This is a genomic window from Micromonospora sp. FIMYZ51, from assembly GCF_038246755.1.
In the GTDB taxonomy this organism is placed as follows: domain Bacteria; phylum Actinomycetota; class Actinomycetes; order Mycobacteriales; family Micromonosporaceae; genus Micromonospora.
Genome location: NZ_CP134706.1, coordinates 747,959 through 771,123, shown reverse-complemented (window position 1 = coordinate 771,123; position 23,165 = coordinate 747,959). Strand labels below are relative to the sequence as shown.

Annotated in this window: 27 protein-coding genes; 14 read left to right on the top strand and 13 right to left on the bottom strand. The window is 72.3% G+C overall.

The features are described 5' to 3' along the window. Positions 1-93: 93 nt before the first annotated feature. Both QQG74_RS03770 and QQG74_RS03765 read right to left on the bottom strand, forming a co-directional pair. Positions 94-717, bottom strand: a complete 624-nt coding sequence (locus QQG74_RS03770; protein WP_341721121.1) for an RNA methyltransferase — start codon at positions 715-717, stop codon at positions 94-96. Positions 718-1,029: 312 nt separating this feature from the next. After that, positions 1,030-1,533 carry a hypothetical protein gene (locus QQG74_RS03765; RefSeq protein ID WP_341718904.1) on the bottom strand — a complete coding sequence of 168 codons (504 nt, stop codon included), beginning with the start codon at positions 1,531-1,533 and terminating at the stop codon, positions 1,030-1,032. 694 nt (positions 1,534-2,227) lie between these two features. On the opposite strand from QQG74_RS03765, the gene trxA reads away from it, so the two are divergent. The 3 genes from trxA to QQG74_RS03750 all read left to right on the top strand — a co-directional run bounded on the left by trxA (position 2,228) and on the right by QQG74_RS03750 (position 4,079). Beyond that, positions 2,228-2,590: a thioredoxin gene (gene trxA, locus QQG74_RS03760; protein ID WP_341718903.1), complete on the top strand. Its 363-nt coding sequence runs from the start codon at positions 2,228-2,230 to the stop codon at positions 2,588-2,590. Between the two features lie 152 nt (positions 2,591-2,742). Beyond that, entirely contained in the window at positions 2,743-3,183 is a 441-nt protein-coding gene (locus QQG74_RS03755) for a hypothetical protein (protein WP_341718902.1), read from the top strand. Further along, positions 3,180-4,079, top strand: a complete 900-nt coding sequence (locus QQG74_RS03750; RefSeq protein ID WP_341718901.1) for an MFS transporter permease — start codon at positions 3,180-3,182, stop codon at positions 4,077-4,079. The genes QQG74_RS03755 and QQG74_RS03750 overlap by 4 nt, the downstream gene beginning before the upstream one ends. Before the next feature lie 81 nt (positions 4,080-4,160). On the opposite strand, the gene QQG74_RS03745 is transcribed toward QQG74_RS03750, so the two are convergent. Further along, complete coding sequence (locus tag QQG74_RS03745) at positions 4,161-4,565, bottom strand: DUF393 domain-containing protein (protein WP_341718900.1); 405 nt, start codon at positions 4,563-4,565, stop codon at positions 4,161-4,163. 91 nt (positions 4,566-4,656) lie between these two features. Here QQG74_RS03745 and QQG74_RS03740 point away from each other — a divergent pair, with 91 nt between their 5' ends. From QQG74_RS03740 to QQG74_RS03730, 3 genes are all read left to right on the top strand, one after another. Continuing rightward, positions 4,657-5,700, top strand: a complete 1,044-nt coding sequence (locus QQG74_RS03740; protein ID WP_341718899.1) for an Rv2578c family radical SAM protein — start codon at positions 4,657-4,659, stop codon at positions 5,698-5,700. A gap of 174 nt (positions 5,701-5,874) precedes the next feature. Beyond that, positions 5,875-6,282: a CoA-binding protein gene (locus tag QQG74_RS03735; protein ID WP_341718898.1), complete on the top strand. Its 408-nt coding sequence runs from the start codon at positions 5,875-5,877 to the stop codon at positions 6,280-6,282. Positions 6,283-6,304: 22 nt separating this feature from the next. Continuing rightward, the gene (locus QQG74_RS03730; protein WP_341718897.1) at positions 6,305-6,790 is read left to right on the top strand and encodes a DUF4190 domain-containing protein; all 486 of its coding nucleotides are present in this window, start codon (positions 6,305-6,307) and stop codon (positions 6,788-6,790) included. A gap of 70 nt (positions 6,791-6,860) precedes the next feature. Here QQG74_RS03730 and QQG74_RS03725 read toward each other — a convergent pair whose 3' ends face one another. Beyond that, a complete protein-coding gene (locus QQG74_RS03725) occupies positions 6,861-7,766 on the bottom strand; it encodes an SDR family NAD(P)-dependent oxidoreductase (protein ID WP_341718896.1) in 906 nt (301 codons plus the stop codon). Between the two features lie 122 nt (positions 7,767-7,888). Between QQG74_RS03725 and QQG74_RS03720 the strand changes: the two genes are divergently transcribed. Then, positions 7,889-8,422, top strand: a complete 534-nt coding sequence (locus tag QQG74_RS03720; RefSeq protein ID WP_341718895.1) for a DUF4190 domain-containing protein — start codon at positions 7,889-7,891, stop codon at positions 8,420-8,422. Between the two features lie 59 nt (positions 8,423-8,481). Here QQG74_RS03720 and QQG74_RS03715 read toward each other — a convergent pair whose 3' ends face one another. Next, positions 8,482-9,435 (bottom strand): CoA ester lyase, encoded by a 954-nt coding sequence (locus QQG74_RS03715; protein WP_341718894.1) that lies wholly within the window; start codon positions 9,433-9,435, stop codon positions 8,482-8,484. Positions 9,436-9,721: 286 nt separating this feature from the next. Here QQG74_RS03715 and QQG74_RS03710 point away from each other — a divergent pair, with 286 nt between their 5' ends. Next, positions 9,722-10,432, top strand: coding sequence for a GNAT family N-acetyltransferase (locus QQG74_RS03710; protein WP_341721120.1), 711 nt, complete (start codon positions 9,722-9,724; stop codon positions 10,430-10,432). A gap of 12 nt (positions 10,433-10,444) precedes the next feature. Here the strand turns inward: QQG74_RS03710 and QQG74_RS03705 are convergent, their stop codons facing one another. From QQG74_RS03705 to QQG74_RS03695, 3 genes are all read right to left on the bottom strand, one after another. Next, positions 10,445-11,407, bottom strand: coding sequence for a DMT family transporter (locus QQG74_RS03705; protein WP_341718893.1), 963 nt, complete (start codon positions 11,405-11,407; stop codon positions 10,445-10,447). Between the two features lie 86 nt (positions 11,408-11,493). Further along, positions 11,494-12,000 carry a hypothetical protein gene (locus QQG74_RS03700; protein ID WP_341718892.1) on the bottom strand — a complete coding sequence of 169 codons (507 nt, stop codon included), beginning with the start codon at positions 11,998-12,000 and terminating at the stop codon, positions 11,494-11,496. Between the two features lie 31 nt (positions 12,001-12,031). Beyond that, positions 12,032-12,901: a PhzF family phenazine biosynthesis protein gene (locus tag QQG74_RS03695; RefSeq protein ID WP_341718891.1), complete on the bottom strand. Its 870-nt coding sequence runs from the start codon at positions 12,899-12,901 to the stop codon at positions 12,032-12,034. A 33-nt stretch (positions 12,902-12,934) separates the two neighbouring features. Between QQG74_RS03695 and QQG74_RS03690 the strand changes: the two genes are divergently transcribed. From QQG74_RS03690 to QQG74_RS03680, 3 genes are all read left to right on the top strand, one after another. Further along, positions 12,935-14,245: a CBS domain-containing protein gene (locus tag QQG74_RS03690; protein ID WP_341718890.1), complete on the top strand. Its 1,311-nt coding sequence runs from the start codon at positions 12,935-12,937 to the stop codon at positions 14,243-14,245. Then, a complete protein-coding gene (locus QQG74_RS03685; RefSeq protein WP_341718889.1) occupies positions 14,238-14,864 on the top strand; it encodes a DUF1003 domain-containing protein in 627 nt (208 codons plus the stop codon). The genes QQG74_RS03690 and QQG74_RS03685 overlap by 8 nt, the downstream gene beginning before the upstream one ends. Before the next feature lie 66 nt (positions 14,865-14,930). Next, complete coding sequence (locus QQG74_RS03680) at positions 14,931-16,079, top strand: Mrp/NBP35 family ATP-binding protein (RefSeq protein WP_341718888.1); 1,149 nt, start codon at positions 14,931-14,933, stop codon at positions 16,077-16,079. Positions 16,080-16,091: 12 nt separating this feature from the next. Here QQG74_RS03680 and QQG74_RS03675 read toward each other — a convergent pair whose 3' ends face one another. Both QQG74_RS03675 and QQG74_RS03670 read right to left on the bottom strand, forming a co-directional pair. Continuing rightward, entirely contained in the window at positions 16,092-16,535 is a 444-nt protein-coding gene (locus QQG74_RS03675) for a preprotein translocase subunit TatB (RefSeq protein WP_341718887.1), read from the bottom strand. Between the two features lie 71 nt (positions 16,536-16,606). Next, a complete protein-coding gene (locus QQG74_RS03670) occupies positions 16,607-17,860 on the bottom strand; it encodes a trypsin-like peptidase domain-containing protein (RefSeq protein WP_341721119.1) in 1,254 nt (417 codons plus the stop codon). Between the two features lie 292 nt (positions 17,861-18,152). Here QQG74_RS03670 and QQG74_RS03665 point away from each other — a divergent pair, with 292 nt between their 5' ends. Next, entirely contained in the window at positions 18,153-18,827 is a 675-nt protein-coding gene (locus tag QQG74_RS03665; protein ID WP_341718886.1) for an O-methyltransferase, read from the top strand. Positions 18,828-18,837: 10 nt separating this feature from the next. On the opposite strand, the gene QQG74_RS03660 is transcribed toward QQG74_RS03665, so the two are convergent. Beyond that, complete coding sequence (locus QQG74_RS03660) at positions 18,838-20,304, bottom strand: leucyl aminopeptidase family protein (protein ID WP_341718885.1); 1,467 nt, start codon at positions 20,302-20,304, stop codon at positions 18,838-18,840. A gap of 142 nt (positions 20,305-20,446) precedes the next feature. Further along, complete coding sequence (locus QQG74_RS03655) at positions 20,447-20,614, bottom strand: DUF3117 domain-containing protein (protein ID WP_013283866.1); 168 nt, start codon at positions 20,612-20,614, stop codon at positions 20,447-20,449. A gap of 192 nt (positions 20,615-20,806) precedes the next feature. On the opposite strand from QQG74_RS03655, the gene QQG74_RS03650 reads away from it, so the two are divergent. Then, positions 20,807-21,631: a PaaX family transcriptional regulator C-terminal domain-containing protein gene (locus QQG74_RS03650; RefSeq protein ID WP_341718884.1), complete on the top strand. Its 825-nt coding sequence runs from the start codon at positions 20,807-20,809 to the stop codon at positions 21,629-21,631. Further along, entirely contained in the window at positions 21,628-22,422 is a 795-nt protein-coding gene (locus tag QQG74_RS03645; protein WP_341718883.1) for an enoyl-CoA hydratase-related protein, read from the top strand. Before QQG74_RS03650 ends, QQG74_RS03645 begins: the two co-directional genes overlap by 4 nt. Before the next feature lie 115 nt (positions 22,423-22,537). Here the strand turns inward: QQG74_RS03645 and QQG74_RS03640 are convergent, their stop codons facing one another. After that, complete coding sequence (locus QQG74_RS03640) at positions 22,538-23,161, bottom strand: hypothetical protein (RefSeq protein ID WP_341718882.1); 624 nt, start codon at positions 23,159-23,161, stop codon at positions 22,538-22,540. Between the last annotated feature and the right edge of the window lie 4 nt (positions 23,162-23,165).

The window sequence follows — 23,165 nt, the reverse complement described above, 5'->3', positions numbered from 1 at the left end:
CACCACACCACCGTCACCCGGCAGCGGCGAGCCGTCAAGCGGAGCGACCCGATTGCCCGCGACGATCGGCCGTCTTCCGGTCCCGGCCGTCGCTCAGTCCGGCGGGGGTCCGGCGTACGCGCGGATCCAGGCGTGCATCGCGATCCCGCTCGCCACGCCGGCGTTTATGGATCGGGTCGAGCCGTACTGGGCGATGGAAAAGAGCTGGTCGCAGGCGTCCCGCGCGGCGTCCGACAGGCCCGGACCCTCCTGGCCGAAGAGCAGGACACACCGCCGGGGCAGGGTGGTGGTCTCCAGCGGACGGGAACCGGGCAGGTTGTCGATGCCGACCAGCGGCAGCGCCTCCCGGGTGGCCCAGGCGGCAAACTGCTCGATCGTCTCGTGGTGCCGTACGTGCTGGTAGCGGTCGGTCACCATGGCGCCCCGCCGGTTCCATCGGCGCCGGCCGACGATGTGCACCTCGGCGGCGAGGAACGCGTTCGCGTTGCGGACCACCGTGCCGATGTTGAGGTCGTGCTGCCAGTTCTCGATCGCCACGTGGAAGTCGTGCCGTCGGCGGTCCAGATCGGCGACCACGGCCTCCCGCCGCCAGTACCGGTAACGATCGACGACGTTGCGCCGGTCGCCTTCGGCGAGCAGTTCCGGGTCGTACCGAGGGTCGTCGGGCGGATCCCCGAGCCAGGGTCCCACACCGATGTCAAGCTGCTCGCCGGTCACGGTCACGCAGGTTACGCTCCCGCAGCCGAGGTCGTGCCGGCCGCCGGTCGCCCCCGCCAGTCGCCCCCGCCAGTCGGTCCCGCCGGTCGGTCCCGCAGGGTAGAACGGCCGGTCGGGCGCGCCGATCGGCAGCACCGGTCGGGCGCGCAGGCCGGTCCCGCCGGTCGGGCGCGCCGATCAGCCCCGCCGGTCGGGCGCGCAGGCCGGTCCCGCCGGTCGGGCGCGCCGATCAGCCCCGCCGGTCGGGCGCGCAGGCCGGTCCCGGCGGGCAGACCGGCGCGGGTGGCGGTGGCAGCGTCGGCGGGCGGTCGTCTAACGGAGTCCGAGCGCGACACCGAGCCGGTCGAGAAGGCGACGTTCGGCGGGGGCCAGCGTGCCGGGCGGGAGCGCCCCGGATGCCGTGCCGCAGACCCGGGCCGCGACCGACTGGACCCATTGCCGGTACGCCGCCGAGTCGGCCGGATCGGCGCGCCGGTCGAGCACCCGGACCGCTCTGCGGCAGTCGGCGAGCACGTCCACCAGCTCGGTGAGCGCGGCGGGAAGCGACGCGCCGTCGTGCCGGGCGTAGATCTCGGCCACCACCGCCCGGACCAGGTCGCTGTCGAAGGCCCGGCCGGCGGCCACCGCGTCCAGCCCGGCGATGCCGGCGGTCACCCCTCGGGGCGGCCGGCCCGGACCGGGCTGGGCGGCGATCACGATCACCCGGCCCGGCAGGCTGGTGAGCAGTTCCCACTCGGTCGTCGAATAGGGCCCTGCCCGGGTACGCGCGACGCGGCGCTCGGGGGCGGGCGGTTCGTCGGCGACCGAGCGGCTCATGCCGGCGCTCCGCCCTGCGGTGTGCTGCGTTGGCTCAGCTCGTTGCCCCGCTCGGCCGCGTGCGGCAACACCGCACCGAGCCCGATTTCTCGCTCGCAGCGCTCGCTCATGGCGGGACCTCCGCAGCCAGCATATGCGCCCGACCGGGACCTCGAACCCGCTCCGCCGGCTCCACCAAGGTTGATCATGAGGTTGGCGGCAGTTTGAAGATCAACCACTGCCGTCAACTTCATGATCAACGGAAGGGGCCGGGGGTCCGGACGCAATGAGCGGCGGGGCCCTCCCCGGCACCCGCCGCCCACGCTCTGATGTCTCAAGATTCTGCCGTACGCCTGTCCGGTCGCACAGAGACCGAGGTCACATTTATCTTTTTGTTACATTACGGAGCGTGATTGATCATCTGCCCTCAAGCGATCTCCGCAGGTCGAATCGGTGCTCGTCAGCGCCGAATTTACCTGGTCGCAGAGCGATCGGCGATCGATCTCATTGGAAACGCTCCCATCACGGCTGGTTACGCAATTGCGACATGCATTTGCGTCCTGCGGAACGCCCGGCGGACCGACGGTGATCGATGCGGACAAAGCCCCCACCGGGGCCGGGCAACCGGGTTTCGGGGAGAGCCGGGCGGGAATGCGATAGGTCGCTGCCGGGTTCCACCAGACGTAACTTGTTCCGGGTGATCGGAGAGACTCATATGGCAACCGTCGAGCTGACCACGGCTAACTTCGACCAGGTGACCGAGAGCGATGGCATCGTTCTGGTCGACTTCTGGGCCGAGTGGTGCGGCCCCTGTAAGCGGTTCGCTCCGGTCTACGAGCGCTCGTCGGACAAGCACTCCGACATCACCTTCGGCAAGGTGGACACCGAGGCGCAGCAGGAACTCGCCGCCAAGTTCGACATCCGGTCGATCCCCACGATCATGGCCATCCGCGACGGCGTGATCGTCTTCGCCCAGCCGGGCGCCCTGCCGGAGTCGGCGCTGGAGAACCTCATCGAGCAGGTCCGCGCGCTCGACATGGACGACGTACGCAAGAAGCTCGCCGAGCACAAGCACTGACCTTCGCGTACCACCAGGTGGCCGGGCCCGATTCGGGCCCGGCCACCGCCATTTCACGGCCGGCCAGCCCGCTCCGCCCCTCGTCACAGCTCGGATACGGCCCACCACACCAGCCACGCCGGCGAACGTGGGTGCCGTATCTTCTGCATCCGATGGATACCTTGACGAGCCGTGGTCGGGCGATCCGGGTGGGCGTCACCGTGCTCGCCCTGGCCGTCCTGCTGGCCGGCACGATCTGGGGCGAGGACGACCACTTCCCGTTCGGCCCCTTCCGGATGTACTCCACCTCGGATCCGCCGAACGCGGACGCACCGGACACCCGGGTCGAGGGGGTGGACCGCACCGGCAGCCTGGTCGATCTCGGCGAGGGCGCGACAGGCATCCGCCGGGCCGAGATCGAGGGCCAGCAGGCGCGCTACTCCGCCGATCCCAGCCTGCTGCGGCAGGTGGCCGAGGCGTACGCCCGGCGGCATCCAGACGCCCCGGAGCTGACCGAGGTCCGCATCGTGATCCGTTGGCACGACATCACCGACCGCCGGCCCACCGGCCGGTGGTACGACGAGACCGTGGTCAGCTGGCAGGTCACGTCGTGAGCCGCTGGTTGACCGAGCCGGTGCCGCGCGCCCGCGTCGCCGCCTTCCGCACCCTGGTCTACCTCTTCGTCGCCGGTGACCTGCTGATCTTCACTCCCTGGGTACGCGCCCGGGTCGACGTCTCGGCCGACCTGTACCAGCCGCTCTTCGTCGGGCGCGTCCTGCCGCTGCCGACCCCCACCGCGGCGCTGGTCAGCGCGATCTTCTGGGCGTTGCTGCTGCTCGCCCTGCTCGCCGCCACCGGCCGTGCGCCCCGGTTGCTCGGCTGGGCCGTCTTCGCGCTCTACCTCCAGTGGATGATCATCGCGATGAGCTACGGGAAGGTGGACCACGACCGGTTCGCCCTGCTCGTCGCGCTGGCCGTGCTGCCGACCGTGGGCCGAGCCCGGCACGGGGATCCGACCAGGACCGAGGCGGGCGGCTGGGCGTTACGGGTCACCCAGCTCGCGGTGATCTGCACCTACTTCCTCGCCGCCTGGGCGAAGTTCCGCTTCGGCGGCCTGGACTGGGCAACCGGTTCGGTGCTGGCCAAGGCGATCATCCGGCGCGGCACCGAGCTGGCCGATCTGATCGCCCAGGTCCCCCACCTGTTGCTCGTCGCCCAGTTCGGCATCCTCGCCTTCGAACTACTCAGCCCGTTGATCTTCGTACTGCCCGAGCGCTGGCGGCTCGCCACGGTCGGTTTCTTCTACTCGTTCCACCTGGTCACCATCGCGACCATCACCATCTCGTTCGCCCCGCACCTGGTCGCCATGACCAGCTTCCTGCCGCTGGAGAAAGTCCGTCCGGTGGTCGCACTGCGCTGGCTGCTGGCCCGCCGGCCCGGTCAGGGTGGCCGAGACCCGGCCATACCCGCACCACCGGTCACCGCCGACTCGGCATCGCCGGCCGGCTGACGCACCGCCGGCCACCTCAGCACCGCCGACCGGCGGAACGCACCGCCATCCGGCGCGCAGCGCAGCCTGCCGGCGGGACGCTCAGCTGCTCGGCGGGCCGTAGAGCCGCTCGCGGGTCGCCTGCGGCAGGGAGCAGGCGGCCGTACCGCCGGGCATCCGGTGCCGGTTGCGGGCCACCCAGCGGTACGCGGGCCAGGCGGCGGCGCGTACCGGCGCGAAGCGGAGCCCTGCCCCGGCGATCCGCCACACTCGGCCGCTGCTACCCAGCAGGGCGGCGATGGCGTCCGGGCCGGCGGCGCGGCTGCCGTCGAGCCCCACCCACTGCACCGCCTCTTCACACTCCGCCTCGGTCAGACCGAGGCGGTCGAGATCGGCGAACTGCCAGGGCACCACGCGGGCGCCGGTCGGGATGCGGCGCTCGATGAACTCGGCACAGCTCGTGCAGAACGCGCAGTCCCCGTCGTAGACGAAGGTGGGCCTCTCCATGCCTCCATCTTCTATCGTGGCGGACCCGATCGGCCGTTGATGTCCGCCGGATCACTTGCGACCAACTCGTACGTGTGTTCGAATGATGGCCATGCGCTGGGAGAACCTGACCGCTCCCCCGGTCGGGGAAGATCCCGGGCGGGCAGCGCCAGCGACTCCACCCCTGCCGCTGGCGCTGCCCGGTGCGACCGTCCGCACCTTCGACACCCCGGCCTTCGCCGGCATGACCTTCTACGAGGTGCGGGCCAAATCGATCCTGAACAAGGTCCCCGGCACGTCTCGCGTCCCCTTCGAGTGGACGATCAACCCGTACCGGGGTTGCAGCCATGCCTGTTTATACTGTTTTGCTCGAAACACCCATACTTATCTCGATTTCGACGCGGGGGCGGACTTCGACCGGCAGGTGGTCGTCAAGGTCAACGCGGGCGAGTTGCTGCGCCGGGAGTTGGCCGCGCCGCGCTGGCGGGGCGCGCACGTGGCGATGGGCACCAACGTCGACTGCTACCAGCGGGCCGAGGGGCGTTACCGGCTCATGCCGCCGATCATCGAGGCGCTGCGTGACTTCGCGAACCCGTTCTCGATCCTGACCAAGGGCACCCTGATCCTGCGGGACCTGCCGTTGCTGCGGCAGGCGGCCCGGGTCACCCGGGTCGGCGTGTCGTTCTCGGTGGGCTTCGTCGACGGCGGGCTGTGGCGGTCGGTCGAGCCGGGCACTCCGAGCCCGCAGCGGCGGCTCGACGCCGTACGCCAGTTCGCCGACGCCGGTTTCGAGGTGGGGGTGCTGATGGCACCGATCCTGCCCGGCCTCAGCGACTCCGAGGAGTCCATCGACCACACGGTGGCGGCGATCGCCGCCGCCGGGGCCGCCAGCGTGACGCCGCTGCCGCTGCACCTACGCCCCGGCGCCCGCGAGTGGTACGCGCGCTGGCTCGGCCGGGAACACCCGCACCTGGTTCCCCGCTACCGGGAGCTGTACCGGGCGGGTGCCTACACCCCACAGCCGTATCAGCGGGAGCTGTCCGCGCGGGTACGCATCGCCGCGCGCCGTCATGGCCTGCACCGGCCCGACCAGAGCGACCACCGCCAGGCGTCGCCACCGGACGCACCAGAGCCGGTCCAACTCAGTCTGCTCTGACCGCCAGCCGGCTCTACCGTCACCGGGGCGGATCGCACCCGGCAGCCAGCGGCGCCCGGCAGCCAGCGACACGCGGATGGCACGCGACACGCGGATGGCGGCGGGACGCGGATACGGCATGCGGCGGCACGCGGATGGCGGGCGGGAGCGGCTCGGCGGGGCTACAGTCGGCGGGTGCGTTCCGCTGAGCAGATCCTCGCCGAATCCGCCGTGATCGCCGTGGTCGGCGCCTCGCGCGACCCGAGCAAGGCCGCGCACCGCGTACCGGCCGAGATGCAGCGGTACGGATGGCGGATCATCCCGGTCAACCCGACCGCCGACGAACTGTTCGGTGAGCCGGTGTACCGGTCGCTTGCCGACATCCCGCACCCGGTCGACCTGGTCGACGTGTTCCGCCCCGCCGAGGATGCGGTCGACGTCGTCCGCCAGGCCGTGGCGATCGGCGCGCCTGCGGTCTGGTTGCAGTTGGGGATCGTCTCGCCCCGGGCCCGTCAGATCGCCGAGGAGGCCGGCCTCGACTATGTCGAGAACCGCTGCCTGATCGTCGAGCGGGCCGCCGCGAATCTCACCCGCCTGGGCTGACCTGCGGGTAGCGTCCGGCAGTGTGAGCCAGCCGCCAGAACCGGAGCAGCCACCGTCGCCCTTCGAGCCGCCGCCAGGTGGGCAGCCGTACGGGCAGCCGCCTGGTGATCAGCCGCCGCATCACGACCAGCCGGCCTACGGGCAGCCGTCGTACGAGCACCCGGGGCAGCCGCCACACGGCCAGCAGTGGGGGCAGCAACCGCCGTACGCCCCCCAGGTGCCCTACGGTCAGTACGGCCCACCGTCACCGCCGGGCGGTGGTGGTGGCAGTGGCGGCACCAATGTGCTCGCCATCCTGTCGCTGGTCTTCGCGTTCGTCTTCGCCCCGGCCGGCATCGCCCTCGGCCACCTGGCCAAGCGCCAGCTCCGCACCAGCGGTGAGCAAGGCGATCAGCTGGCCACCTGGGGCCTGGTGCTCAGCTACATCTTCACCGGGCTCTACCTGCTGTTCTGCTGCGGTTGGCTCGCCCTGGTGATCTGGGCCGGCGCGGACGGCACCCGCACCTGACCAACCGAAACGCCGGGCACTGGCCGGACGCCGGGCAGCAGCGAGACGCCGGGCAGCAGCCGGGCACTGGTCAGCGGAACTGGGCCTCCCGCACGCTGTTGCCACCGTCGACCACAAGCATCTGGCCGGTGATGTAGGACGCTGCCGGCGAGCAGAGGAAGGTGATCGCCGCAGCCACCTCGTCCGGGGTGCCGGGACGACCGACCGGGGTACCCAGGCCCTGCTTGATCTCGGCCATTGTCGAGGCGGCGGTGTAGATGGTGCCGGGCGCCACCGCGTTCACCGTCACCCCGTCGGCGATCATCTCCATCGCCAGCGCCCGGGTCAGCCCCACCACGCCCGCCTTGGCCGCCGCGTACGCCGCCTCGGTGGGCAGCGCGTTTACCGGACCGGCGGTCGCCGAAAGGTTCACGATCCGGCCCCAGCCGCGCTCGGCCATCCCGCCGATGAACGCCCGGCTGCACAGGAACGCCGTGGTCAGGTTCCGATCGATCTCGCCACGCCACTCGTCGTAGCTGAGCTGGGCGACCGGCCGAAGCACCTCCGGGCTGGCCCGACTGGCCAGGCCGGCATTGTTGACCAGTACCTCCACGTCACCGAGCTGTTCGGCGACCGCGTCCGCCAGCGCGCCGACCTCCGACTCGTCGGTCAGGTCGGCGACGAATCCGGTCACGCCGAGTTCGCCCGCCCGGTCGTGAATGCGCCGGGTGGTGGAGACGATTGCCACTCGGGCGCCCAGGTCGGACAGTCGCCGCGCGGTGGCGTACCCGATGCCGTCCGGGCTGCCCGCGCCCGTCACCAGGGCGACCTTGCCGTCCAGCCGCATGGTCACCGGATCGGGCAGCGGGGCCGGTGCGCCCTGGTCCTCGGGCCCCGACCCTGCGGCGGGGCGGGAGCGTCGAGCCACGCCGGGCCGGCTGACATCCCGTCTCGTCCTGCCGCCGGACCGGTCTGCCGCACGCGCGTCAATCGCCATGCCGAGATCCTGCCTCCTGCCGGGGCGCCGAGCAACGCGGCACCCGCTGCCGGGCGCGTCGAAGGGTTGCCGGAAGGTGGCTACCCTGACTGCGCCCGAGCATCGCGACGGAAGTGAGCCCGATGACACAGCCCCCGCCGTCCGGCGGCTGGCCCGACCCCGCGTCGACCGGCCAGCCCTCCAGCCCGCCGGCCGATCCGACCCTGCCGGTGAGCCCGCAGCAACCCATACCGCAGCAGCCCGCCGGGTACGACCCGTACCAGCCGGTCACCCCCTACCCGAGCACCGATCCGTACGCCGGCGCGAAGGTGGACCCGGGCAGCACGGCGTACGGGCCCGTCGGCTACCCGCCGCCGCAGCCCGGCTACCCGCCGCCGCAGCCCGGCTACGGCTACCCGCAGCGGCAAACGAACTCGATGGCCATCGTCGCCCTGGTGCTCTCCCTGATCGGGATCGGCTCCTGCATCACCGCGCCGATCGGCGCGATCATGGGGCACGTGGCCATGCGCCAGATCCGGGAGACCGGCGAGAGCGGCGAAGGCATGGCGAAGGCGGCCATCATCGTCGGCTGGATCCTCACCGGCCTGCTCGCGCTGGTGATCATCGGCTACGTTGTCGCAATCGGGATCGCCATCGCCAGCTCATCCAGCAGTTGAGATCAGCGACCTGCCCGCCCGCCCCGGTTCCGGTCGGGGCGGCGGGCGGTCCGGTTTGGTCACTCCGGCGGCGTGAAGGTCGAGGTACGCGTCATCCCGGCGGCCCGCCCCTTGGCCGCGATCACCAGTGCCATCTTGCGGGACGCCTCGTCGATCATCTCGTCGCCGAGCATCACCGCGCCGCGCTTGCCGCCCGCCTCCGAGGTGCAGTGCTCGTACGCGTCGAGAATCAACTCGGCGTGGTCGTAGTCGGCCTGGGTCGGCGAGTAGACCTCGTTCGCGGCATCGATCTGCCCGGGGTGCAGCACCCACTTGCCGTCGAAGCCCAGCGCCGCCGACCGCTTCGCCACCGCACGGAACGCAGCCACGTCCCGGATCTGTAGGAACGGGCCGTCGATGGCCTGCTTGTCGTGCATCCGGGCGGCCATCAGGATCCGCATGAGGATGTAGTGGTACGGGTCGCCGGGGTAGTCCGGGTTCAGCCCACCGACCGCCAGCGACCTCATGTTGATCGAAGCCATGAAGTCCGCCGGGCCGAAGACGATCGTCTCGATCCGCGGTGAGGCGGCGGCGATGGCGTCGACGTTGACCAGGCCGGCGGCGTTTTCGATCTGCACCTCGATGCCGATCCCGCCCACCGCCAGGCCGAGCGTCTTCTCCAGTTGGGTCAGGGTCAGGTCCAACCACTGCACCTGGGCCGCGTCCTGCACCTTGGGCAGCAGCACGCAGTCCAGATTGGCGCCCGCCCCCTCCACGACGTCGATCACGTCCCGGTAGGTCCACGGCGTGGTCAGATCGTTGACCCGGACCACCCGGGTCTTCCCCGCCCAGTCGCCCTCGTTCAACGCGGCCACCACGTTCTTCCGGGCCGCCGGCTTGGCCAGCGGCGCGACCGCGTCCTCCAGATCCAGGAAGACCTGGTCGGCGGGGAGGCCCTGCGCCTTGCCGAGCATCTTCAGACTGGACCCGGGCACGGCGAGGCAGGATCGGCGGGGACGTCCAACAACGGCCATCGGCGCTGCTCCTTCCGGGTGCGGCCGGCCCGTCGCAAACGACTGCGAGGACACGTGTGCCGTCACGCTAGCCCCTCATGACCACGGCGAACGAACCTACCCAGCCACCCCCGGTGCCTTTGCTCTGCTTCCACCGACGCAACGGTTTCGACCGGTAACCGGTACGCGGAGTGAAGCAGAGCAAAGGGCGCAGGTGGCGGGTCGGAGGGGCGGCGAGGAGGGCGGCAAGAAGGTCACGGGGTCGCGTGGGATCCAGGGCGTTGGGATACTCCGGCGTGTGACGATCATGGGGAACGAGAGCCTGCGGGTAATCGGCAAGGACGAGGACCTGGCCGCCCGGCTGGACGCCGAGCTGACCGCCTTCAACAAGCAGGCGACCGGCGCCGACGACGAGGCCGATCTTTCGGTACGGGTCACCGGGTCCGACGGTGCGCTGGTGGCCGGGTTGACCGGGTGGACCTGGGGCGGCTGCGCTGGGATCAACATGGTCTGGGTCCGCGCCGACCGGCGCGGCGAGGGCTGGGGCGGTCGGCTGCTGGCGGCGGCCGAGGAGGAGGCCCGGCGGAGAGGTTGCACGGAGATCTCGGTCGCCTCGTTCTCGTTCCAGGCCCCGGACTTCTACCGCCACCACGGCTATCTCGACACCGGCCGCCGGGAGGGCATCCCGGGCGGTCATGTGGATCATCAATTCTGGAAGTCGCTGGTCACCGACTCGGCTGCCGCGGTGCGCCTGGTCGCCCTGGTGGAGTATCCGGCCGCCGCAGTCGAGGCCGGCCAGCGGTACGAGGACACCGTGCTCGCCCTGCTCCCCCGGCACGGCGGCCGGGTCGAGCGGCGACTGCGCACCGGCGACGGGCACAACGAGGTGCACGTCATCCGGTTCGACACCCGGGCCGGCTACACGGCGTTCCTGGCCGACCCGGAACGCGCCGCGCTGCGGACCGCGCTGGGCGAGGCCGCGCCGAACACCCGGGTGCTGGAGGTGCAGGAAATCTGAGGCGGCCGGCGCTCAGTCGCGTACCGGTGCCGCGTCGGCGGGGACGGCGGTGGTGACCGGCGCCGCGCGCCGGGCGGTCCGGGCGCTGGAGAGCACCACCAGAGCGACGCCGGCCAGCAGCAGCGCCAGGCCGGGCAGGGTCGCCGGGGCGGGCAGTTGGCCCAGCCAGGCCCAGCCGATCAGCGCCGCGCCGGGAACCTCCAGCAGGATCAGTACGCTGACCGTGGTGGCCGAGACCCGCCGCAGCGCGTAGCTGAACATCGAGTGGCCGAGCAGTTGGGCCCCGACGACCAAGGCCAGCACGGCCAGCCACGTCCCGGTGTCGAAGCCGCCCAGCGGCACCCGGCCGACCAGGCAGACCACCAGCAGGGCCAGGGCGCACACGCCGTAGCAGATGGTGGTGTAGGTAGCGGTGCTCACCGTGACCCGGGCCTGCTCGCCAAGCGCGACGTAGACGGCCGCGAACATGCCACCGACCAGGGCCAGCAAATCACCGGCGAAGGCCGTGCCGGAGACCGTGAAGTCGGCGCCGGTGGCCAACACCGCACCGGCGACGGAGACGCCGATCCCGGCCCACATGCCCAGCGGCAGGTGCCGGCCCTGCGCTCGGGCGATCAGCCCCTGCCAGACCGGTTGGGTGGCGACCAGGGCCGTCGCCGCCGCGACCGAGGTCATCTTCGCGCTCGGCATCCAGGTGGCGAAGTGGGCCGCCAGCGCCACCCCGGACAGTACGCAGAACATGCCCTCGCGCCGACCGGAGCCGGTGAGCAGCCGCCGGAACTCGGCCCGTCGACGGGCCACCGCGAACGGACTCAGCGCGGCCACCGCGAGCACGTTGCGCCAGAACGCCACGGCCAGGGCCGGGGCGGCGGCGAACGCGATAAGCGGCGCGGAGGAGGAGACCGCGACGACAGCGAGCGCCAGGGCTCCGGTGGTGAGCAGGTTCAGCGGCGGGCGGTCCGGTAGCGGCGGCACGAGGTGAAATCCTCACACGCGGGCGGCGGGTACGTGGCGTCAGGGCACGGTTACACCAGACCGCTGCGGGCGGCCTACCGGTGTGTTCAGCGCCGCCGGACCCGGTGCAGCCGGAACGGCCGGCGGGTCGGGCGGACCACCGGCGCCGGCCGGGGTGGCTCCGCGAGCGAGCCGTCCGGCAACTCCGCGCCGTGTAGCGGCGCCCCGGCGGGAGCCAGCCGGAGCAGGGCGCACCCGTCGGCCGCCCAGCGGGCCAGCAGATCCGCGGTGGGGCCGGGCGCGTTCAGTCGCTTGGCACCCACAAGTGGGGCCAACGTCTCCCACTCCTCGGTCCCCGGCACCACCCGGCTGACCCGGGCCGGCCAGGTCACGATCCGGCCGCCGTGGTCACCACGGAGCGTCACCTGCGCCTCGTCGGCGTCGGCCAACCCCGGCGCGGCCTGCTCGCCCGGACCGGTGACCACGAACAGCGCGTTCTCCAGTGGCACGCACCACAGCGCGAACGACGGGCCACCGGCCACCGCGACCCAGGCCACGGAAGCCTTCTTCATCGCCTCGTCGACAAGCGGGGTGCGGTCGGGCTCGTCGGTCACCACGGCATCCTCTCGTACGGCGTCGGCCGGGTCAGCCGACGAACGGCGGTACCAGGATCTCTCCCCGCGCCACCGCCATCACCTGGCCGGCGACGGTGGCGCCCACCACCGCGCCGCCCTCCGCGGTGACGGTGCAGGCCAGCGAGGACGGCCGCCCCATCTCGACACCCTGCGCGACGGCGTACGACGATCGTCCCTCAGCCGGCAGCAGGCCGCTGGCGACCAGCCACACCCCGAGGCCGAGCGCGGCCGATCCGGTCGCCGGATCCTCGGGTACGCCGAGTCCGGGCACGAAGACGCGGGCGTGCGCGGTTTGCGCGTCGGCGTTCCAGGAGAAGACGCTCACATGCTCGATCCCGTACCGTCGTGCCGCCACCGGGTTGACCTGGGCGCGGGCCAGGGCGTCGGGGCGTACCGGCAGGAACGGGAACTCCAGTCCGCAGCCGGCCACCCGGGGCGGCGGCCCGAGGTGGTCCTCGGCGGCCAGTCCGGCCACCTCCAGCAGCGGCTCCGGATCCAGTTCGGGGCCGAGGGTGGGGCTGCCGCCGGTCAGGGTCGCACCCGTCTCGGCCACCTCGATCGGCAGCACGCCGGCCTGGCACTCCTGAGTGACCTGTCCCACCGGGAACAGTCCGCGCCGGCTGGCGGTGACCGCCGCGCCGACGCTGGGGTGACCGGCGAACGGCAACTCCTCGGTCGGCGTGAAGATCCGGGCCCGGTAGGTTGCGCCGACCTGTGTGGCGGGCAGCACGAAGACCGTCTCCGACAGGTTGAACTCCCGGGCCAGCTGCTGCATCTGCTCGGTGGCCAGCCCTTCGGCGCCGAAGACCACCGCGAGCGGGTTCCCGGCGTACGGACGGTCGGTGAAGACGTCCACGATCTCGTAAGCCAAGGTCGACATGTTGATAAACCCTAGGCCCTTAGGCTGGTGCGCGTGAGCACGCCGACCCGGGTGTACATCGCCCGACTTGCCGGAGTGGCCGTCTTCGATCCCAACGGCGACCAGGTGGGCCGGGTCCGCGACGCGGTGGCCCGCCTGCGTCCGGCCCAACGGCCACCCGAGGTGGTGGGTCTGGTCGCCGAGATGCCGATGCGCCGGCAGATCTTCCTCTCCATCAACCGGATCACCTCCATCGACGCCGACGCGATCGTGCTGGGCAGCGGCACCCTGAACCTGCGCCGCTTCGAGAAGCGCCCGAACGAGCTGCTGGTGCTCCAGGAACTGCTGGACCGCCGGGTGCAGATCGAGCCGGAGCATCGGGCGGCGACGGTGGTGGACGTGGCGATGGAGTGCAGCCGGGGCGGCGAGTGGTCGCTCACCCGGGTGGCCGTACGCGAGCACACCGGCCGGCTCACCCGCCGGGGCAACCTGCACCAGGTCGAGTGGGACAAGGTAGGCGGACTCAGTGGCGTCGCCGACGCCCGCGGCACCGCGAACCTGTTGGCCGTACTTGAGGATCTGCGCCCGGCCGACCTGGCGAACGCGTTGCAGGACCTACCCGCCGCCCGACGGATCGAGGTCGCCGCGGCCCTGAACGACCAGCGGCTCGCCGACGTGCTGAGCGAGTTGCCCGAGCACGACCAGGTCGAGATCCTCGCCGCGCTGGGTCGCGAGCGGGCCGCCGACGTCCTGGAGGAGATGGATCCGGACGACGCCGCCGACCTGCTCGGCGAGTTGCCCCCGCCGGAGCAGGACGTGCTGCTCGACCTGATGGAGCCGGACGAGGCCAACCCGGTGCGGCAGCTGCTGAAGTACACCCCGGGCACGGCCGGCAGCGTGATGACCTCCGAACCGGTGATCCTGCCGCCGGACGCCACGGTCGCCGAGGCGCTGGCGCGGATCCGGGAGCCGCAGCTCTCCCCGGCGGTGGCCGCCCAGGTGTTCGTGGCCCGTACGCCGATGACCACCCCGACCGGCCGCTACCTGGGCATGGTGCACTTCCAGCGGCTGCTTCGGGAGCCTCCCGCCGACCTGCTCGGCGGCGTGGTGGTCAACGACATCGACCCGCTGCGGCCGGCCACCCCGCTGCCGGAGATCACCCGCCGGATGGCCACCTACGACCTGGTGGCCATGCCGGTGATCGACCGGAACAACCGGTTGGTGGGTGCCGTCACCGTCGATGACGTGCTGGATCATTCGCTGCCCCGGGACTGGCGGGATCGTGACGCCGTGACCGGCCCTGCCACGGAGGCGACCACGAGCCCGACCGTCGCCGACAACCCCATGGAGCGCCGTCATGGCTGATCAGCGACGAGCCGAGCGGCTGGACCTGCCCCGGGAGCCACGCGGGGTGCGGCTGCCCCGGGTCGATCAGGAGACCTTCGGCCGCTGGGCCGAGGGCATCGCGCGCGGCATGGGCACGGCGCTCTTCATCGTGTACATGACCCTGGTCCTGGTGCTCTGGTTCGTCTGGAACACCCTCGCACCGGAGGGCATCCGGTTCGACCCGTACACCTTCACCTTCCTCACGCTGATCCTCTCCATCCAGGCGTCGTACGCGGCACCGCTGATCCTGTTGGCGCAGAACCGCCAGTCGGACCGCGACCGGGTGGCGCTGGAGGAGGATCGACGCCGGGCCACCATGCAGAAGGCCGACACCGAGTACCTGGCCCGGGAGATCGCCGCGCTGCGGATCGCGCTGGGTGAGGTGGCCACCCGCGACTTCGTCCGCTCGGAGCTGTCCCGGCTGGCCGAGGAGTTGGACGAGGCGGCGCAGCGCCGGCAGCGACTGGAGCGCCGGCTGCGGGCGGAGGCCGACGCGCGTACCGGCGACGGGCTCGACGAGCCCCGCGACGAACTCGACGACGATCATCGCGGGGACGGCACTCGCGGGGCCGGGGCGAGCCGCCCACCGGAGAGCTGATCGTCTCGCTCACACCGGGTGCCGCTGGCACCGGGAGCCGATCCCGACCGACGTAGCATTGCGGGCATGTCAGCTCCCGTCAGCACCGTCAACGACGCCGTTCAGGCCGCCCTGGCCACCGTCAACGACCCGGAGATCCGCCGGCCGATCACCGAACTCGGCATGGTCCGCTCCGCCGAGATCGGCGAGGACGGTGTGGTCCGGGTCGAGCTGCTGCTCACGGTGGCCGGTTGCCCGTTGAAGGACAAGCTGCGCGCGGACATCACCGCTGCGGTGGGCGCGGTGAGCGGGGTCACCGGCGTCGAGATCGAGTTCGGCGTGATGAGCCCCGAGCAGCGCCAGGCGCTCCAGACCAAGCTGCGCGGCGGTGGCGCGACCGAGGAGCCGGTCATCCCCTTCGCCCAGCCCGGCTCGCGTACCCGGGTGTACGCGGTGGCCAGCGGTAAGGGTGGTGTGGGCAAGTCCAGCGTGACGGTGAACCTGGCCGCCGCCCTGGCCGCCCGGGGCCTATCCGTCGGTGTGGTGGATGCGGACATCTACGGGCATTCGGTGCCCCGGATGCTCGGCGCGGACGGCCGCCCCACCCGCGTCGAAGACATGATCATGCCGCCGCAGTCGCACGGCGTGAAGGTCATCTCGATCGGCATGTTCACCGCCGGCAACGCCGCCGTGGTCTGGCGCGGCCCGATGCTGCACCGCGCTCTCCAGCAGTTCCTGGCCGACGTCTACTGGGGCGACCTCGACGTGCTCCTGCTCGACCTGCCGCCGGGCACCGGTGACGTGGCCATCTCGCTGGCCCAGCTGCTGCCCAACGCCGAGATCCTGGTGGTCACCACGCCGCAGGCCGCCGCCGCCGAGGTGGCCGAGCGGGCCGGCGCGATCGCCCTGCAAACCCACCAGCGGGTGGTCGGTGTGATCGAGAACATGTCCTGGCTGGAGCTGCCGGACGGTTCCCGGATGGAGATCTTCGGGGCCGGCGGCGGCCAGACCGTCGCCGACTCGCTCACCCAGACCATCGGGGCGCAGGTGCCGCTGCTCGGTCAGGTGCCGCTGGACACCCGGGTCCGGGAGGCGGGCGACGAGGGCAACCCGATCGTGCTCGCCGAGCCGGATTCGCCGGCGGCGAAGGCGCTGAACCAGGTCGCCGACCGGCTCGCGCTGCGGCGTGAGTCGCTGCTCGGCAAGCCGCTGGGCCTCAAGCCGGCCGGCCGCTGACCGCTCGCCTGGTCAGGTGACCTCGTCGTAGCTGGCCGCGCGGGGGGCCGGTGCCGGGGTCGCGCCGCCAGCCGGCGCGGACCCGGACGACGACGGTACGGAGCTGGCGGGCGTACGGGGATCCGCCGCGGTGGCCACCTCCTTGAGGTCGTTGTGCACGGTCGTGACGTCCGCGCGGAGATCGTCGTAGATGCCCTGCAACGGCTTCCGAATCGCCTGCTCGTCCTCCTCGGTGAGCAGGTGCTTGCGGATGAACGCCTTGGGGTGCAGGTCCTCAAGCTGGATGTCGGTGCCGAGTTCCTTGCTCAGGTCGGTGGTCGCGTTGCGGGCCATGTTGCGCAGGTTGCGCACCATGCGCAGCCCGTCGGCGATCACCGCCGGCAGCCGGTCGCCGAAGATCAGCAGCGCCAGCAGCAGCAGCGCACCGACCTCCCACACGTTCAGGTTCTCGAACACGCTGGGCCTCCTCCCCGGCTACCGCAGCCAGACTACGCACGTCGGCAGCCGGGCCAGAAGAGGGCGAGCGGTCACTTCACGTCCGCAGCGAGGGTCACCGAAGCGTTCTGCCGGGTGGAGCCCCGGCGGTACTCCACGGTCACCACCGAGCCGGGTGCGTACTTGCGGACCAGGGCGATCAGGTCGGTCGGCTCGCTCATCGGACGACCATTGAGCTTCAGGATCACGTCGCCGGCCTGGAGGCCGGCACCGGCCGCCGGCCCGGACGGCTCGACCGCCGCGAGGCGTACGCCGGCACCGCCGTTGCCCGAACCGGGGCCGCCGACCTGCGCCCCGATCACCGTACGGCGGGCCTTGCCGGTGCCGATGATGTCCTGGGTGATCCGTTTGGCCTGGTTGATCGGGATGGCGAAGGCGAGACCGATGTTGCCCGCCTCCTGGCCGTCCGACACCAGGGACTTGATCGTGGAGTTCACCCCGATCACCCGCCCGGCCGCGTCGACCAGCGGGCCACCCGAGTTGCCGTGGTTTACCGCGGCGTCGGTCTGGATGGCCGCGTAGTAGCGCGTCGGCCCACCGGGCTCGCCGGCCTGCATCGTCCGGTCCAGGGCGCTCACGATGCCGGCGGTGACCGTGTTGGCCAGCGACAGCGGCGAACCGATGGCCAGCACCGGGTCGCCGACCGCGAGCGCGTCGGAGTCGCCGAACTCGACCGGACGCAGTCCGTTCCGGGAGACCTTGATCACTGCGATGTCGGACTCCGGGTCCTGCCCCACCACGGTCGCCGAGGCGGTACTGCCGTCGTTGAAGATCACTGACGCCTGGCCGGTGCCGCCCGCGACCACGTGGTCGTTGGTGATCACGTGTCCGTCCACGCTGGCGATGAAGCCGGAGCCCTCACTGGTGCCGGCCACCCCGGCCACCCGTACGGTCACCACGCTGGGCAGGACCCGTTCGGCGACCCCGGCCAGCGACTCCGGTGCCCGCTGCGCGAGCGTGGGTGCCGAGCCCGCAGGGGCACCGAGCACCGGCGCACCGGCCCCGCCACGGACCGCGAAGGCGTACCCGAGGGCACCACCGAGCATGCCGGCGAGCAGGGCGCTCACCAGCGGAATGAGCAGCAGATGACGAAGCCTCGGCCGCCCGGGGGCGTCCGGGTCGGTGACCGGTTCCGGCTCGGTGCCCGGAGCAGGTGCCGCCGGTAGCACCACCGCCGCCCGGGCGTGCGGATCTCGCCACGGATCGGCGAGCGCGTCGGACCACCATGGCGATGCCGCCGGGTGGCCGCCATGCTGCGCTGACGCGGCCGGCTGGCCGCTCGGCAGCGGTGTCGCCGGCGAGCCCACCGACGGGTGTCCGGGCCCCGGCTGTCCCGCCGGTACGCCGCTCCCGCCGGGCTGGCGCCAGTCCCAGCCGTCGGTCACTCGGTGCCTCCCACTCCGTCCCCGGTATCCACGCTCCGCGATCGGGCGTCGCCCGTGAGCGGTCGACGGGACACCGCTTCCAGGATTGCACGGATACGCCCCAGGGGTCAGCGGTTGTCACCGTGGGTGGACGCCCGGCTGCGTCCCTGGCGGACCGCCTCTAGAGTCACAATGCCCACCCGCCCCACCCATCATGCTCGCCGCCCGGAGGTGCCCCATCGCCACGGTCGCCGGTTCCGGCAGTTCGACGAACCCGGCTCTGAGTTTCGCCGAGTCGTACGTAACCGAGGATCTAGTCCTGCGCACCGCGCGTAGTCTCGCCCGCGAGGTCGGCCTCGACGCGGTCACCCCCGGTGCGGGTGCCGCGTTGCGCCTGCTCGCCGCCGCCGGCAACGCCCGCGCGGTGGTGGAGATCGGCACCGGCACCGGCGTCAGCGGCGTGTGGCTGCTGCGCGGTATGCGGACCGACGGGGTGCTCACCACCATCGACGTCGAGGTGGAGCACCAGCGGATCGCCCGACGCATCTTCGCCGAGGCCGGCTTCGCCGCCGGCCGTACCCGGATCATCACCGGCCGGGCGCTCGACGTCCTTCCCCGGCTCGCCGACGGCGCGTACGACCTGGTCTTCGTCGACGCCGAGGCGACCGGCTTCACCGCCTGCGTGGACGCCGCCCTGCGGTTGCTGCGGCCGGGCGGTGTGCTGGTGCTCAACGGCGCGCTGGCCGGGGGCCGGATCGGCGATCCGGCGGCGCGCGACGCGGAGACGGTGACGGTACGCGAGACGGTGAAGGCCATCCGCGAGTCGGAGCACTGGGTCCCGGCGGTGCTGCCGGTGGGCAGCGGGTTGCTCGCCGCCGTCAGGTGCTGAGCCACCCCGCTCAGGCGAGGGTGCCCAGCCAGCGCAGCAGCCCGCGGACGCCCCAGCCGGTCGCGCCCCGGGTCAGCTCCGCGTCGTCCCGATCCGACCAGGAGGGGGCGGACATGTCCACGTGCAGCCACCGGTCCCGCAGTTCGCCGGTGAACTCCCGCAGGTAGAGCGCGGCGAGCACGGATCCGGCCCCCTGGGTGGGCGCGCTGTACAGGTCGGCCAGGTCGCTGCCGAGGTGCTCGACGTAGTCGGCGGGCAGCGGCATCCGCCAGGCCGACTCGCCGGCCGCGTCGATGGCGGCCAACAGGTCCCTGGCGAGCTGGTCGTTGTCGCTGTAGAGGGCGCCGGTGCGGGTGCCGAGCGCGACCGCGTTCGCCCCGGTGAGGGTGGCCAGGTCGATCAGCAGGTCCGGCTTCAGCTCCTGCACGGCGTACGCCAGTGCGTCGGCGAGGACCAGCCGCCCCTCGGCGTCGGAGTTTGTCGTCTCGCTGGTCAGACCGCCGTAGTGCCGGACGATGTCGCCGGGGCGGAAGGCACCGCCGCTGACCATGTTCTCGGCCAGCGGGGCGAGGGTGGTGACCCGGACCGGCAGCCGCAGCGCCGCCGCGCCGAGGGTGGCCGCGACGACCGCAGCCGCCCCGGCCATGTCCTTGCGCATCAGCTTCATCGCCGGTACCGGCTTGATCGAGATGCCACCGGTGTCGAAGGTGATGCCCTTGCCGACCAGCACCACGTGGGTCCGGGCGTCGGCTGGTTGCCAGTCCAGCTCCACCAGGCGTGGGCCGCTGGCCGAGCCGCCGCCGACCGTGAGGATCCCGCCGAATCCCTCGGCGGCCAGTTGCTCCGGCTCGCGGACCCGCAGGCGTAGCCCGGGCAGGTCGGCGGCGGCCTCGGCGACCTGGTCGGCGAACCACTGCGGGTCCTTGACCGAGGACGGGGTGTTGGTGAGGTCACGGGCCAGCCGGGTCATCCGGGCGGTGGTCCGGGCCGTCTGCACCGCCTGCTCGTGGGCCTCGGGGTCGGTGACCGCCAGGTCGACGCCGACAAGCGTGGGAGCGTCGGTGTCGGCGCCGAGCCGGAACCGGTACGAACCCAGCAGCAGCCCCTCGACGAGTCCACGAACCGCCTCCGACGACACGCCGGCCGACAACCCGAATGTGACATGCGTCTCATCCTTGGCGGCCCGAACCAACGCCGCCCCGGCCGCGCGCCAGGCGGCCTCGTCGCCCGCGCCGATCCCCACCAGCAGCAGCCGGGCAGGCCCACCTGCGGGTCGAAGTTGGGTCCGGACCTCACCGGCCCGGCCGGTCAGCCGCGCCAGCGGGGCCAGCGCAGCGGCCTCGTCGGCCACCCCGGCGGGCAGCGCCACGCCGGTCGGGGCCGGGGCGGCCGGCGCGTCGTCGGCACCGCCCGGTCGGATGGGCAGGGCCACGGTGTCGAGCCGGTCCGGCTCGGCGGTCAGACGGATGGCGAGCACGCGGAGCCGTACCTCCTGAAGAAGGTCGCGGACCGGAACGCCCGCGAAATGATGTGAAGGCCCTGAGCCACCGGCCGTAACCGGTGGCTCAGGGCTAGACGAAACCGTCCGCGGCGGCGAGCGTCGCTGACGGACCGGCCATTCAGCCGGCGGCCGCCTTCAGCGCGTCACCGAGCGCCGTCGCCTCGTCGGGAGTCATCTCGACGACGAGCCGGCCACCGCCCTCCAGCGGAACGCGCATGACGATGCCCCGGCCCTCCTTGGTGACTTCCAGCGGACCATCGCCCGTCCGCGGCTTCATCGCCGCCATGTTGTCTCCCCTCAGACCTACACCAGGGTCGGTGGGTTGCCCCACAGCCACTTAGCCATGACCTCCCGCAACCTGCACGGGGGGTTGTCGACCAACGATTTTCCCTGATGAACACCGCCGGACCCAAACCGAAGCAGCATTGATGTAACAGCATCTAGCTTATCCCGAGATGGCCTGTCACAATGTGCGGTCATGCAGGCACGGTCGGCTCTCTTCGACCTGTACGGCGACCACCTCCGGCCACGGGGTGGCCGCGCACCGGTTGCCGCCCTGGTCAAGCTCCTGGCACCGCTCGGGATCGCACCACCGGCCGTCCGGACGGCGGTCTCCCGAATGGTCCGTCAGGGCTGGCTCGAACCGCTGAAGCTGGCCTCCGGACCAGGCTATTCGATCACTCCGAAAGCCGCCCGGCGGCTGGACGAGGCCGCCTCCCGGATCTACCGCACCGGCCGGGTCACCTGGGATGGCCGGTTCGATCTGCTGGTGCTCGACGCACCCACCGCGCGCCGGGACCGCCAGCGGCTCGCCGCCAACCTGCGCTACCTCGGCTACGGCACGCTCGACGAGCAGACCTGGGTCGCCACCCGGCCCGCCGAGGACATCGACCTGCTGCTCAGCGAGGCCGGGGTACGTTTCGAGCGGTTCAGCGCCGCGCACGCCGCCGGCACCCCCGGCGCGATGGGCCTGGTCCGCCGGGCCTGGGACCTGGCCGAGATCGGCCGGGCCTACGAGCGCTTCGTCGCCGAGCAGCGGGCGGCCCTGGCCGGGATCACCGTCCGCAGCGGCGACGAGGACGCGTACGCGGCCCGGTTCCGGTTGGTGCACGCGTGGCGTACCTTCCTCTTCCGGGACCCGCAGCTGCCCCCGGCGCTGCTGCCCGAACGCTGGCCCGGCATTGCCGCGGCCGGCTTCTTCGACCGCCACGCGGCCCGGCTCCGGCCAGCCGCCGACCGGTACGTCGAGCAGTGCCTCGACGGTGGTAACCGGTTGGCCCGACAGAAGGATCGCCAGACGTGACCGACCCGCTGCTCGTCGACCGCACCGACGCCGTCGCCACCCTCACGCTGAATCGCCCGACCGCGATGAACGCGCTCGACGTGGCACTGAAGGAGGCATTGCGGGACGTTCTCGCCGAACTGGAGGCCGACCGGAGCTGCCGGGCGGTGGTGCTCGCCGGGTCCGGCGGGTCGTTCTGCGCCGGCCAGGACCTACGCGAGCACGTGAGCACCCTGGAATCGGGGAACGGCGGCAACCCGCTGGACACCGTCCAGGCCCACTACAACCCGATCGCCGCCCGGCTGGCCAACCTGCCCAAGCCGGTGGTGGCCGCGGTCCGTGGGATGGCCGCCGGGGCCGGTGCCTCGCTGGCGTTCCTGGCCGACATCCGCATCGGCGGGCCGTCGACCAGCTTCCTGATGGCCTTCGCCAGGGTCGGGCTCGCCGCCGACACCGGCGCGTCCTGGACGCTGCCCCGGCTGGTCGGCCACGCCAAGGCCGTCGAGCTGCTGATGCTTGCCGAACCGGTACGCGCCGAAGAGGCCAGCCGGCTGGGCCTGCTCAACCGGCTGGTGGACGACGACGAAGGCGTGCTGCCGGCCGCCCAGGAACTCGCCGCCCGACTGGCCGCCGGACCGACTGTGGCGTACGCGGCGATCAAGCGGCAGCTCTCCGTGGCCGATGCCGGCACCCTGGCCGACGCACTGGCCGCCGAGGCGCAGGCCCAGGCGATCTGCGGCGGCACCAAGGACCACCGGACGGCCACCATGGCTTTCGTCACCAAGCAGAAGCCGGTCTTCGAGGGCCGCTGAGCCGCTCGCTGGCGCTGCCGCACCCCGGCCCCGCCACCGGAGCTGGCGCTGCCGCTGGCTGGCCCGCAGCGAGCCGCTGGCCGCGCCGGACCGGGCCCTCCGGGTCAGGCCGGCGTCAGTCGTCCTCTTCCGGGTCCTGGTTCGCCTCCGCGCCGAGCACGAACGCCTGCATGGCCAGCTCGTCGCCGGACGGCGAGACGAAGGCGGGCAGCTCGCGCGGGCCCAACTCCTGCACGTACGCCCAGAACAGGCGGACCGCCTCGGCCGGCGAGTCGGCCTCGATCGGCAGGTCCAGGCTGACCAGCCAGGAGCGCCGCTGCGGGGGCGGGCCGAGCCGGTCGACCAGCTCACGGAAGGTGCCCGGGTCGAGGGCGGTCACCGGACCGCCGAGCACCAGCGCGTCGGCCGGCACCGGCTGGTCGAAGGCCCGTCGGGTGTACGCCACCACCAGCGGCTGCGACACCCGGTCGGACTGCGGATCGTCCGGGTCCTCGGGACGCTGGGCCGTCGGCGCGCTGACCCGACCCACCGCCACCAGCCGCAACGGCTCGTCGGCAAGCACCGCGACCTGGTCACCGGGGCGGGGCAGGCCGGCGTCCGCCAGCTCGGTCAACTCCAGCGTGTCGTGGTGGACGAGCCGCTCGGCGTCGTACCGCCCGGCGGGCAACAGGACCGCCCAGGTGCCCGTGCCCTCCGGGTGGCTCGCCCCGTTCACCCGGTGTGCGGTGTCGGTCGTCATGGTG